Below are 12610 nucleotides of genomic sequence, written 5' to 3'. Positions count from 1 at the left end.
ATTGTCAGCTTGGCGTGCCAGGCGTGGCGCTCACCAGGAGCGGAGCGTGGCGATGCGTTCTTCGAGTTGCTCGATGCTGGCCATCGCGGTGGGGGGTCCACCGCAGGTCTTCTGCAGCTCGTTGTAGATCTTGCCGTGCGGTTTGCGGGTGCGGTGGTGGTGCAGCGAGACGAGGGTGTTGAGCTCCTTGCGGAGCTTCTGCAGCCGCTCCTGCACGCTCTGCGGTCGCGCGCGCTGCTCGGCCTGCTCGGCGGCCTTCGCCGCCTTCGCCTCGGCCTCGCGCTTGCCGACGCCCTCCAGCTGCTGTTCCTGGCGCTGCCGCAGCAGCGCCCGCACCTGGTCGGGTTCCAGCAGGCCCGGCAGGCCCAGGTAGTCCTGCTCTTCCTCGGTGGTGCTGAAGGCGGCCGTGCCGAACGACGATCCGTCGTAGATCACCTGGTCCAGCTCGGCCTCGGCGCCCAGCGAGGTGAACGCCTTCTCCTCCTCGCCGGGCTCGTCGCGTTGGCGGTTGGCCTCGACCAGCAGTTCGTCGTCCCAGCCGTCCTTCTCCCGGTGCGGCTTGCCGAGCACGTGGTCCCGCTGCGCCTCCAGCTGGCTGGCGAGCTCCAGCAGCACCGGCACGCTGGGCAGGAAGATGCTCGCCGTCTCGCCCGGCCGCCGGGACCGCACGAACCGACCCACGGCCTGGGCGAAGTACAACGGCGTCGAGGCGCTGGTGGCGTACACACCGACGGCCAGCCGCGGCACGTCGACGCCTTCGCTGACCATCCGGACCGCGACCATCCAGCGCTCGTCGGACTCGGCGAATTCGGCGATCCGCCCGGACGCCTGCGGGTCGTCGGAGAGCACCACGACCGGTTCGTCGCCGGTGAGCCGTTGCAGGGTCTTGGCGTATGCCTTCGCGGTGACGTGGTCGGAGGCGATCACCAGGCCACCGGCGTCCGGGATGCCGCCGCTCCGCAGCTGCGCCAGGCGGGTGTCCGCGGCCTGCAGCACGGTCGGGATCCACTCCCCCGCCGGATCCAGGGCGGTGCGCCAGGCGCGCGCGGTCTGCTCGGCGGTCAGCGGCTCGCCGAGGCGGGCGCTGAACTCGTCACCCGCGTTGGTGCGCCACCGGGCCTCGCCGGAGTAGGCCAGGAAGAGCACGGGGCGGACGACGCCGTCGTTGAGGGCGTCGGAGTAGCCGTAGGAGTGGTCCGCGCGGCTGCGCAGCGAGCCGTCGGCGTCCGGCTCGTAGCCGATGAACGGGATCGGCGAGTCGTCGCTGCGGAACGGGGTACCGGTCAGCGACAGCCGTCGCACGGCCGGGGTGAACGCCTCCCGGATCGCATCGCCCCAGGACTTCGCGTCGCCCGCGTGGTGCACCTCGTCGAGGATCACCAGCGTCTTGCGGCGCTCGGTGCGGACCCGGTGCAGCGTCGGATGTGCCGCCACCTGCGCATACGTCACAACGACACCGCGGTAGTCGGCTGCGGTGACCCCGTCACCGTTCCGGAAGTTGGAGTCCAGCGGAATGCCCGCGCCACCGGCGGCCAGCGCCCACTGGTGCTTGAGGTGCTCGGTGGGCGCCACCACGGTCACCGCCTCGACCGTCCGGTCGGCGAGCAGCTCGGCGGCGACCCGCAGCCCGAAAGTCGTCTTGCCCGCGCCGGGCGTGGCCACCGCCAGGAAGTCCTGCGGTCGGCTCGACAGGTACTTGGTGAGGGCTCGCCGCTGCCAGGCGCGCAGTGGTCGGGATGGGGCCTGGGAGGGGTCGCTGAGCACGGACCGAACGGAATAGTCGAGTTGGGCCTCGGACACGCCAGCTCGCCACTCCTTCCTCGTTCTCCCGAACCGGTGAGGGCGCACCTTTGCACAACCCCGCGACTGCCCGCACACACCAACGGCGTCGATCAACTCGAAGCAGGCCGCCGTGCAGCTTACCTTTCAAACCCCACCAGTACGGGCACGGCCGCGGGAGTGGTGTCCGACACTCCGAGTTCCCGCGGGTTTTCCCGGGCCGACGCTCACGGCGGCGGCGGATGAAGCATCCTTATGGGTGCCATGGGTCCTCCGAATCCACCAGACCGCCGGGGACGCAGTGCGACGGTCGCACCACCGCGAGCCCCGGTGCGACGCGGGCCGCTGCGCCTGGTGTTGCGCACGCTCGACAAGGCGTGGTGGGACAACATCTTCTCGGAATCGGCCGCCGCCGCGTTCTGGCAGACGTTGTCCATGCCGCCGCTGCTGCTCGGCCTGCTGGGCAGCCTGGGCTTCGTCGGGGACTGGTTCGGCCCCGAAGTCGTCGACGCCGTGCACGACAAGATCCTGGCCTTCTCCCGCACGGTGTTCACCGCGAACGTGGTCGACCAGATCATCGGGCCCACCGTCGCCGACATCCTGACCAAGGGGCGCAGCGAGATCGTCTCGGTCGGTTTCCTGCTGTCGCTGTGGGCGGGTTCCTCGGCGCTCGCGTCGCTGGTCGACTCGATCACCCTCGCCTACAACCAGTACCTGGTGCGCAACAGCGTGTGGCAACGGATCTTCGCGCTGCTGCTGTACCTGGTCGCGTTGATCCTCGCGGTGGTCGGGCTGCCGGTGGTGGCGCTCGGACCGGACTGGCTGCCGACGATCTTCCCGCAGGACTTCCAGGACGACATCGCCTGGCTGATCCAGGCGTTCTACTACCCGGCGACCGGCATCGGGCTCGTGGTCGCGCTGGCGACGCTCTACAAGGTGTCGCTGCCCCGGAAGTTGCCGTGGCATCGCGGCCTGCCCGGTGCGCTGCTGGCGATGGTGATCTTCCTGTGCGCCAGCATCGGTCTGCGGCTCTACATCACCTGGGTGACCAGCACCGGCTACACCTACGGCGCGCTGGCCACCCCGATCGCGTTCCTGCTGTTCGCGTTCTTCATCGGGCTGGCCATCATCATGGGCGCGCAGTTCAACAACGCCATCCAGGAGATGTGGCCCGCGAAGATGACCCGCCGGGAGCGCCGGAAGTGGCGGCGGCTGGAGATGAAGCGCCTCGCGCAGCGGATGCACACCGAGGAGGGCTACCGCGCGTGGCGCAACGGCCAGTCCGACGGCGACCAGTCGAGCGCCCAGGAACTACCGCGCAACGGGATCCCACTGCCGAAGCGGCCGGCCGACCGGCAGGCGGAACCGCACGGCGGCTGAGCGCTGCTCGAACACCGCGCAGGACCGGCCGGGCGTCCTCAGTCCTTGCCGCCGGGCGGTAGGGACTCGAAGATCTCCTTGCAGTCCGGGCAAACCGGCGAGCCCGGCTTCGGCGACTTGGTGACGGGGAAGACCTCACCGCACAGCGCCACCACGTAGGTGCCCATGACCGCGCTCTCGGCGATCTTGTCCTTCTGCACGTAGTGGAACATCTCCGGACGGTCATCACTGGTCTGATCAGTGGTCTCGGTCCGGGTGTCGGTCTCCGGCATCGTCATCGTGCTCATACCCCCATGATGCCGCACGAAATCCCCGCCTGTCGGCAACCCGCCGGGTTTGCCCGCTCAGAGGCTGTCCTTCGGACTCGTTTTGCGTGCCGGTGCCGGTGGCGGAACCTCAGAAGCCTTCTCCGTCCGGGATCCCCGACATCATGTATGCCAAATACACCACGTCGAGGCTGTCCTCCCGAGATAGCTCGGGGTGCGGGGTGTCCCCGCATGGACCGCTGAGAACCCGCAGCGTGCAAGTGCCGTACGTGGGCTAAGCGGCTTCGCCGCTTCAAAAACAAGATCAAAGACAGGAACTCAGGCACCCTCGATGACCTGGTGGCTGCTGGATTCCAGCGCGCGGTGCGAGCGGCGGAACCAGTGCACCTTCTCGCGCTTCTTCGCCGGGCGGTCGTTGGCGATGAGCACCGCCATCCACGGCAGCGGAATGGAGATCGCCAGGATGATCAGCGCCAACCACCACAGCTGCCAGAGCTGGAAAACCAGTGCGGCGGCGACCAGGCACGGGATCCGGCTGGCCATCATGATCGCGTATCTGCGGCGACGCGTCGCCTGCTGATCGTCGTACGACGGCTGGGCCTCGGTGATCAGCACCGGGGTGTCGTCACGATGTGAACTGTTCACGGCGCTACCTCCGAACCCCATGCTCCCACCCGTCCGCGTTCGCCGATACCCCGGTCGGGCTACCGGCCGAACTTCGAGTTTGACCGGTAGGACGCAGCGCCGAAACCTCGCCGGGTTAGATTCCATCCGGATCAACGGCGCGCAGGAGGGCGAATGCTGTACGCGGTGAGCAAACAGGTCATGGGCGCGGTGGGGCGGACGATCTACCGGCCGACCGTCGTCGACGCGGACAAGGTTCCCGCGACCGGCCCGGTGATCCTGGCGCCGAACCACCTCGCGGTCCTGGACAGCTTCATCGTGCCGCTGGTGCTGCCCCGTCCGGTGGCGTTCCTGGCCAAGGCCGAGTACTTCCAGGGCACCGGCGCCAAGGGCGCGCTGACCAAGTGGTTGCTCAGCTCGTTGGGCGCGATCCCGGTGGAGCGCGGGCGCGGGCGCGCGGCCAAGGAAGCACTGGACGCCGCCGAGCAGGTGTTGCGGCAGGGCGGTGCTTTCGGCATCCACCCGGAGGGCACCCGCTCGCCCGACGGTCGGCTGTACCGGGGCCGGACCGGGGTGGCCCGGTTGGCGCTGAGCACCGGTGCGCCGGTGGTGCCGGTCGCGCTGACCGGCACGGACAAGCTCCAGCCGCGCGGCAAGAAGATCCCCCGTCCGCACCCGGTGACCGTCCGGTTCGGCGATCCGCTGGACTTCAACCGCTACTCCGGCATGGAGAGCTCGCTGCCGGTGCTGCGGTCCATCACCGACGAGATCATGTACGCCATCGCCGAACTCTCCGACCAGGAGTACGTCGACCGGTACCAGCGCCCCGGAGCAGCGGCCGCCTGACCGGCTGCGGGGCGCTACGGCGTCCCGAGCAACTTCTCCCCCGCCCTGCGGACCTCGCACAGCCGGTCGTCGCTGACACCGGCTGCGCGCAGGGCAGCGTCCGCGCCCGCGGCGGCGAACGCGACGGGGTCCAGCCCCGTTTCCTCGCGCCGGATCAGAATCACGCTTTCCACCACGCCGAAGACGAAATCCGCCCGCCCGGTGGCTTGCGGACCAGCGAGGGCTTCGACCAGCACCCGGTAGGCATCCTTGAGTTCGGCGCGTTGCCGCCGGAACTCCGCGAACCGCGGCCCGGCGACCTCCGGGAGCAGGTACAGCGCGCCGAGGTTGTGCTCGCCGCCAGCGAGCAGCTCGATGTCGGCCCGGCACAGCGCCCACAGCCGCACCGCCGGATCCTCTGCGCGACCCAGCAGAGCTGAGGCGAGTTCCGCGGACGGCCGCACGGTGCGTTCGAGCAGCGCGGCGAGGATGTCCTCTTTGGTCTCGAAGTAGTGGTACAGGGCCGCCTGCCGCAAACCGGCTCGCTCCGCCAACGCCCGCGTCGACGTGGCAGCGAAGCCGCGCTCGGTGAACAGCGCGGCCCCAGCTGCCAGCAGGTCCTCCCGTGAATCGCCGGTACCGGCCGAACCGGCCCTGGGTCGCCCCACTCGTCCCTGTGTTCCCACCTGGTCATCATGGCCAATCAGCGAACTCACCGCGCCGCCGTGGTCCGTGGTGAGGTTTCGGAAACACATTGCTCACAATTGCTTACCGCTTGGTGACCGCGCTGGCACTCCGACGTCTTCGCGGCTCCCTAATTTCTGTCGCACGACAAAAACTCCACCGGGAGGTCGTGTGACGACTACTGCCGAACCTGATGAGCTCGCGGCCTTCGGTTACCGCCAGGAACTGCGCCGCACGCTCGGCTCCTTCAGCGCCTTCGCCGCCGGTTTTTCCTTCGTCTCGATCCTGACCACCGTGTTCCAGCTGTTCGGACTCGGCTATTCCTTCGGCGGCACGATGTTCTTCTGGACCTGGCCGGTGGTGATCGTCGGCCAGCTGTTCGTGGCGTTGAACTTCGCCGAACTCGCCGCCCGCTACCCGCTGGCCGGGTCGGTCTACCAGTGGGCCAAGCACCTCTCGCGCGGTTTTCCGGGTTGGCTGGCGGGTTGGATGATGCTGCTCGGCTGCACGGTGGCGTTGGCCGCGGCGGCGATCGCACTGCAGGTGGTGCTGCCGTCGGTGTGGAGCGGTTTCCAGTTGGTCGGCGGAGATCCGTCGATCACCTCGGCGACCGGTGCCACCAATGCGGTTCTGCTGGGCAGCGTCCTGATCGTGTGCACCACGGCCGCCAACGCTGCCGGGGTGCGCGTGATGGCCAGGATCAACGACCTCGGCGTCGCGGCCGAACTGGTCGGCGTGGTGGTGCTGATCGTCGGTCTGGCGCTGTTCGCGGTGCGTGGGCCGCAGGTGGTCGCCGCACCGATGTCCGGCGGTGCCGCCGGTGCAGGGGTGCTGGCCTCCGCACTGATGGCGGCGTATGTGCTCTACGGGTTCGACACCGCCGCGTCGGTCGCCGAGGAGACCGTGGACGCTCGCCGGTCCGCGCCGCGTGCGGTGCTGCGGGCGCTGCTGATCTCCGGAATCGGCGGACTAGCGGTGATCCTGGTGGCACTGATGGCCGCGCCGAGCCTGACCGACGGGCGATTGGCCTCGGAAGGTCTGCCGTACGTGATCAGCGCGGTCTTCGGGGACGCCCTGGGGCGGATCTTCCTGGCCGATGTCGCGGTCGCGGTGGTGGTCTGCACGCTGACGATCCAGACCGGCACCATCCGGATCTGCTACGCGATGGCACGCGACGGTGTGCTGCCGGGTGCGGCCCGGTTGGCGAAGGTGCACCCGCGCACCGGCACGCCGGTGCTGCCCGCGCTGGTCTCCGGCGCGGTGGCCATCGGCCTGCTGCTGTTGAACCTGGGCAACTCGACGATCTTCAGCGCCATCACCGGGACCTCGGTGGTGGTCGTCTACCTGTCCTACCTGCTGGTGACGCTCCCGCTGCTCAAGTCCCGGCTGCGCGGCGGTTTCGCCGCCCAGCCGGGGTTGTTCTCGCTGGGGCGTTGGGGTTTGCCGATCAACGTCGCCGCTGTGCTGTGGGGGCTGGTGATGATCATCAACATCGCTTGGCCGCGCCCGGAGGTTTACGACACCGCAGGAACCGGCTCGCTGTGGGCATTGCTGTTCCCGCTGGAATTCCTCGCCATCGCAACGCTCGTGGGCTGGCTCTGCTGGCGCACCGTCGGCTCCCGCACCGAAGTGGGGGGGGGGGGGGGGGGAGCGGGGGGGGGGGGGGGGGGGGGGGGCCCCCCCCCCCCCCCCCCCCGCGCGCGGCCCCCCCCCCCCCCCCCCGCCCCGGGCCCCCCCCCCCCCCCCCCCCCCCCGCCCGGCCGGGGGGGGGGGGCGGGGCGGCGGCCCCGCGCCCCCCCCCCCCCTGTTGCGTTTCTCCCCCCCCGGGGGCGGGGGCGCCCCCCCCCCCCCCCCCCCACCCCGAGACGCCCGAGGAGGCGAACCTGTGAACACTGCAACCACCTATGGAGCGCGTGACCACGCGCGGGCGCAGGAAGGTGCCACCGCGGAGGCCATGCCGGTACTCCCGGCGTCGCGGTGGCCGGACCCGCCCGAAGGCGTCGCGCCGGAGTCGATGGTGTGGGCCGAGACCGTGGCCGGAGGTGGTTACACGCACAAGGTGCTGGCCCGCGGCACCCACGTGCGGCTGACCGACCTGCACGGCGACGCATGTGCGCATCTGTTGCTGCACAACACCTTCGAGCCGTGCGAGCGGCTGAACGTCGCCGACACGGTCAAGGTGCAGTGGAACGCCTACTTGAAGTCCGGGAACCTGCTGTTGTCCGACCAGGCACGAGTGCTGGCGTCGATCGTCGCGGACTCCTCCGGCAACCACGACGCCCTGTGCTCAACGTCCACATTGGCCGCCAACACCGAGCGCTACGGCGCCGGTGCTCCGCACAGCGACTCGCCCGCCGGGCGCGAGCTGTTCAAGCTGGCCCTGGCCAAGCACGGCCTCGACGCGCGGGACGTCGCACCGAGTCTCGCGCTGTTCAAGGGGGTTCGCGTCAACACCAACGGCGACCTGGAGTTCACCGGTGGGGCGGGCGGCGCGGTCACGTTGCGCATCGAGATGCCGGTGATCATGTCCATCGCCAACACCGCGCACCCGCTGGACCCACGACCCGCGTTCACCTGCTCGACCCTGGAAGTGCTCGCCTGGCGTGACGCCGCCACCAGTCCCGAAGATCCACTGTGGATGGCGTCGCCGGAAGGCCGACGTGCCTTCGCCAACACCGCCGACTACCTGACCGCGAGGGGGATCGCATGAGCAGCCCCGTGTCAACCCCAGCCCTCCTCAACCGCACCCCAGGGGACCGTGACGCAAGCCAGCCACAAGAAACCGCGAAACGCGAGATCGAGCCGGACGCAACCACCACTGCAAATCGCGGAGAGGCGGTTGAGTCATGAGCACCGTGCTCGACCAGGTCGTGCAACCACGCGCACCCTTCTCCGCCGTCGTCGAGCGCGGGCACGTGCTGCACATCATCGACCTGCACGGCAACCAGGCGGTGGACTTCCTGGCCTTCGACGCCGCCGACACGACCCGCCGCTACAGCGCGGGCAACACCATCGCCAAGCAGGGCAACATCTTCCTGACCACTGGCAGCGTGCTGCGCAGCCACGAGGACGACGCGTTGATGACGGTCGTCGAAGACACCTGCGGGCGCCACGACACCATCGGCGGCGCGTGCAGCAAGGAGTCCAACACGCTGCGCTACGGCCATCACACGTACCACCAGCACGGCTGCGCCGAGAACTTCCTGATCGAAGGTTCCCGCTGGGGGCTGGGCAAGCGCGATCTCGTCGGCAACGTCAACTGGTACATGAACGTCCCGGTCGAGGCCGACGGCACGCTGGGCATCGTCGACGGAATCTCCGCACCCGGCCTCCGGGTGGCGCTGCGCGCCGAGCTCGACGTGCTGGTGCTGGTGTCGAACTGCCCGCAGATCAACAACCCCTGCAACGGGTTCAAGCCGACCGAGGTCCGCATGGTCGTCACCGACGGCGAAGGCGAGGTGCCGCGTGGTTGACAAGCTGCTGGTCGCCAACCGGGGCGAGATCGCGGTTCGGATCCTGCGCACCGCGCGGGAGTTGGGCATCGCGACAGTGGCGGTGTACTCCGAGGCTGATCGGTGCGCGCCGCACGTCCGCCTGGCCGACGAGGCCGTGCTCCTCGGGCCCGCACCAGCCGCCGAGAGCTACCTGTCCGCGGATCGCATCCTTGACGCCGCGAAGCGCACCGGCGCGGATGCGATCCATCCCGGCTACGGTTTCCTCTCCGAGGATGCGGACTTCGCGCACCGCGTGGCGACTGCCGGGCTGAGCTTCATCGGGCCGACACCGCGACAGCTGGAATTGTTCGGCAGCAAGCACACCGCGCGCGAACAGGCCATCGCCGCTGGCGTTGCACTGCTGCCCGGAACCGGACTCCTATCCACTGTGGATGATGGTCTCGCGGCGGCCGACGACATCGGGTACCCGGTGATGCTCAAGGCCGTCGGCGGTGGTGGCGGCATCGGGATGCGAGCCTGCCGGACACCGGACGAGCTGCGCGCGGCGTGGGATTCCGTGCAGGGCGTCGCCGCGAAGAGCTTCGCCACCTCCGGGCTCTTCCTGGAGCGTCTGGTCGACCGCGCCCGGCACGTCGAGGTCCAGGTGTTCGGCGACGGCCACGGCCGCGTCCTCGCGCTGGGCGACCGGGACTGCACGTTGCAGCGCCGCAACCAGAAAGTCATCGAAGAATGCCCGGCGCCGGACCTACCCGAGCGGGTCCGCGAGCACATCACGGGCGCAGCGCTGACGTTGTGCTCCTCGGTGTACTACCGGTCGGCGGGCACCGTCGAGTTCGTCTACCACGTCGACCGGGGCGAGGCGGCGTTCCTGGAGGTGAACACCCGCCTGCAGGTCGAGCACACCGTGACCGAGGAGGTCTTCGGCATCGACCTCGTCTCGTGGATGCTGCGTTTGGCCGATGGCGACACCGCCATGTTCGACGAACCGCCGCAGCCTCGCGGCCACGCGGTCGAGCTGCGGGTCTGCGCCGAAGACCCGGCCCGCGAATACCGCCCCAGCGCGGGTCTGCTCACCCGCGCCGAGTTCCCGCCGGACGTCCGGATCGACACCTGGGTCGAGACCGGCACCGATGTGACAGCGCATTACGACTCACTGCTGGCGAAGGTCGTCGTGTCCGGGTCTGATCGTGCAGCGGCCCTGGCAGCGGCCAGCGATGCGCTGTACGACACCCGGCTGGACGGGATCCGCACCAATCTCAGCTTCCTGCGCGCGGCTCTCGACGATCCGCGATTCCACTCCGCCATACATGACACGAAAACGCTGTCCGCAGTGGTGGATTACGAGCCGACGATCGAGGTGCTGCGGGCAGGCACCATGACGACCGTGCAGGACTGGCCGGGGCGGCGCGGGTACTGGCACGTCGGCGTACCGCCGTGCGGGCCGATGGACGACCTGTCCTTCCGGCTGGGCAACACCGCCCTCGGAAATCCCGAGGGCGCACCAGGTCTCGAATGCACCCTCGACGGCCCGGCGCTGCGATTCACGCATGCCACAACGGTGTGCGTGACCGGTGCCCCGGCGCGCGTCAGCATTGACGGCGAACCCGTCTCGATGTGGGAACCAGTCGTGATTCCGGCCAACGGCGTGCTCGACATCGGCGCCACCGAATCCGCGGGTCTGCGCACCTATCTGCTCATCGCTGGCGGCTTCGACGTGCCGGAATTCCTCGGCAGTGCAAGCACCTTCACACTCGGGAAGTTCGGCGGGCACGGCGGCCGGGCACTGCGTGTCGGCGATGTCCTGCAGCCAGGTGCGGTCATCGGCGCCCCGGTCGGACCGGTGCCCGTCGAGCAGCGTCCGCGGTTGACCAACTCCTGGGTCGTCGGCGCGCTCGAAGGTCCGCACGCAGCACCGGAGTTCTTCACCCCGGAAGACATCGAGGTCTTCTACGACACCGACTGGCAGGTGCACTTCAACTCGGCCCGCACCGGGGTGCGGCTGGTCGGCCCCCGGCCGACGTGGGCGCGCAGCAACGGCGGCGAGGCCGGGCTGCACCCGTCGAACATCCACGACACGCCCTATTCGGTGGCCGCTGTTGACTACACCGGCGACCTGCCGATCCTGCTCGGCCCGGACGGACCCAGCCTCGGCGGTTTCGTCTGCCCGGCCACCGTCGCCACCGGCGAGCGCTGGAAGCTCGGCCAGTTCCGCCCCGGCGACACCGTCCGCTTCGCACCGATCAGCGTCGACCAGGCCGCCGAACTGCGCCGATCGCCCGGACGCACACCCAGCGCCACTCGGCGCGCGGTCGAGGACGGCGGGGTGCTCGGCAGCTCGGACGCCACCGAATCCGGGCCGACGGTGACCTATCGGCGCAACGGCGATGACAACCTGCTCGTCGAGTACGGGCCGATGAAACTCGACCTCGCGTTGCGCATGCGGGTGCACGCACTCGCGGAAACGCTGCGCGCGCAGGAGCTCACCGGCATCGTCGACCTCACGCCCGGCATCCGGTCGCTGCAACTGCACGTCGACCCGGACGAGATGTCCCTGGAGAAGGCGCTGGGCCTGGTGCGGGAACTGGAGGCCGATCTGCCGCCGACCAGCGAACTCCGCGTCCCCAGCCGAACCGTGCACCTGCCGCTGTCCTGGGACGACCCGGCGACCCGGGAAGCCATCGCCCGCTACATGGCCGGGGTGCGCGACGACGCGCCGTGGTGCCCGTGGAACATCGAGTTCATCCGGCGGGCGAACGGTCTGTCCAGTGTGGACGACGTGTATCGGACCGTGTTCGACGCCGAGTACCTGGTGCTGGGCTTGGGGGACGTCTACCTCGGCGCACCTGTCGCCACCCCGCTGGACCCCCGGCACCGGCTGATCACCACCAAGTACAACCCGGCCCGCACCTGGACCGCGGAGAACTCCGTCGGCATCGGCGGCGCGTACCTGTGCATCTACGGCATGGAAGGCCCCGGCGGGTACCAGTTCGTCGGCCGCACGGTGCAGGTGTGGAGCGGCTGGCAGCAGCGCGGCTCCTTCGAACCCGGTTCGCCGTGGTTGCTGCGGTTCTTCGACCGCATCAAGTGGTACCCGGTATCGGCCGAGGAACTGCTCGACATGCGCGCCGACTGCGCCGCCGGGCGGTTGCGGCTGGACATCACCGAGGGCGAGTTCGTACTCGCCGAGCACGAACGCTTCCTGGCGGACAACGCCACCAGCATCGCCGAGTTCCGCACCAAGCAGGCCGTGGCCTTCGAGGCCGAACGCCAGGCATGGGAGGCGGCAGGCGAGTTCGACCCCAAGCCCGAACCTGAGCTCCCGGTGTCATCGACGACCACTGTGGACATTCCCGCTGGCGGCCGGGTGGTGGAGGCACCGTTCGTGGCGACCGTTTGGCGCGTCGACGTGCGGCCGGGGCAACGCATCGAAGCGGACCAACAACTGCTCGCCTTGGAGGCGATGAAGACCGAGGCGGCCATCATCGCCCCCACTGCCGCGACGGTGGCAGAAATCCTGGTCTCACCCGGTGACCAGGTAGGCCCCGGCATGCCACTGGTCACCCTCGCCCCATGAGCCGACGGCGACTGCGGCACGGA

9 protein-coding genes and 1 pseudogene are annotated in these 12610 nt (G+C 69.6%); 6 read left to right on the top strand and 4 right to left on the bottom strand.

The features are described from left to right. Positions 1–30 precede the first annotated feature (30 nt). On the bottom strand, positions 31–1800 hold the full coding sequence (locus MOQ72_RS20525) for a DEAD/DEAH box helicase (RefSeq protein ID WP_372495493.1): 1770 nt from the start codon (positions 1798–1800) through the stop codon (positions 31–33). A gap of 309 nt (positions 1801–2109) precedes the next feature. On the opposite strand from MOQ72_RS20525, the gene MOQ72_RS20520 reads away from it, so the two are divergent. Then, positions 2110–3159: a YihY/virulence factor BrkB family protein gene (locus MOQ72_RS20520; RefSeq protein ID WP_242185531.1), complete on the top strand. Its 1050-nt coding sequence runs from the start codon at positions 2110–2112 to the stop codon at positions 3157–3159. A 38-nt stretch (positions 3160–3197) separates the two neighbouring features. On the opposite strand, the gene MOQ72_RS20515 is transcribed toward MOQ72_RS20520, so the two are convergent. Together MOQ72_RS20515 and MOQ72_RS20510 are read right to left on the bottom strand one after the other, a co-directional pair. After that, positions 3198–3446, bottom strand: coding sequence for a DUF3039 domain-containing protein (locus MOQ72_RS20515; RefSeq protein WP_242185529.1), 249 nt, complete (start codon positions 3444–3446; stop codon positions 3198–3200). Positions 3447–3743: 297 nt separating this feature from the next. Then, positions 3744–4091: a DUF3099 domain-containing protein gene (locus tag MOQ72_RS20510; RefSeq protein WP_242185526.1), complete on the bottom strand. Its 348-nt coding sequence runs from the start codon at positions 4089–4091 to the stop codon at positions 3744–3746. A 132-nt stretch (positions 4092–4223) separates the two neighbouring features. Here MOQ72_RS20510 and MOQ72_RS20505 point away from each other — a divergent pair, with 132 nt between their 5' ends. Then, entirely contained in the window at positions 4224–4895 is a 672-nt protein-coding gene (locus MOQ72_RS20505; protein WP_242185524.1) for a lysophospholipid acyltransferase family protein, read from the top strand. 14 nt (positions 4896–4909) lie between these two features. On the opposite strand, the gene MOQ72_RS20500 is transcribed toward MOQ72_RS20505, so the two are convergent. Beyond that, a complete protein-coding gene (locus MOQ72_RS20500; RefSeq protein ID WP_242185523.1) occupies positions 4910–5560 on the bottom strand; it encodes a TetR/AcrR family transcriptional regulator in 651 nt (216 codons plus the stop codon). Between the two features lie 169 nt (positions 5561–5729). Between MOQ72_RS20500 and MOQ72_RS20495 the strand changes: the two are divergent. From MOQ72_RS20495 to uca, 4 genes and pseudogenes are all read left to right on the top strand, one after another. Continuing rightward, positions 5730–7166, top strand: a pseudogene (locus tag MOQ72_RS20495) (amino acid permease); the annotation flags it as partial. Positions 7167–7443: 277 nt separating this feature from the next. After that, positions 7444–8268, top strand: coding sequence for an urea amidolyase associated protein UAAP1 (locus MOQ72_RS20490; protein WP_242185521.1), 825 nt, complete (start codon positions 7444–7446; stop codon positions 8266–8268). Between the two features lie 136 nt (positions 8269–8404). Further along, positions 8405–9031 (top strand): urea amidolyase associated protein UAAP2, encoded by a 627-nt coding sequence (locus MOQ72_RS20485; protein ID WP_242185520.1) that lies wholly within the window; start codon positions 8405–8407, stop codon positions 9029–9031. Continuing rightward, positions 9024–12587 carry an urea carboxylase gene (gene uca, locus MOQ72_RS20480; protein WP_242185519.1) on the top strand — a complete coding sequence of 1188 codons (3564 nt, stop codon included), beginning with the start codon at positions 9024–9026 and terminating at the stop codon, positions 12585–12587. Before MOQ72_RS20485 ends, uca begins: the two co-directional genes overlap by 8 nt. Positions 12588–12610 lie beyond the last annotated feature (23 nt).

It is taken from the genome of Saccharopolyspora soli, assembly GCF_022678645.1.
GTDB classification, from domain to species: domain Bacteria; phylum Actinomycetota; class Actinomycetes; order Mycobacteriales; family Pseudonocardiaceae; genus Saccharopolyspora; species Saccharopolyspora soli.
This window is presented reverse-complemented; position numbering and strand designations above follow the sequence as displayed.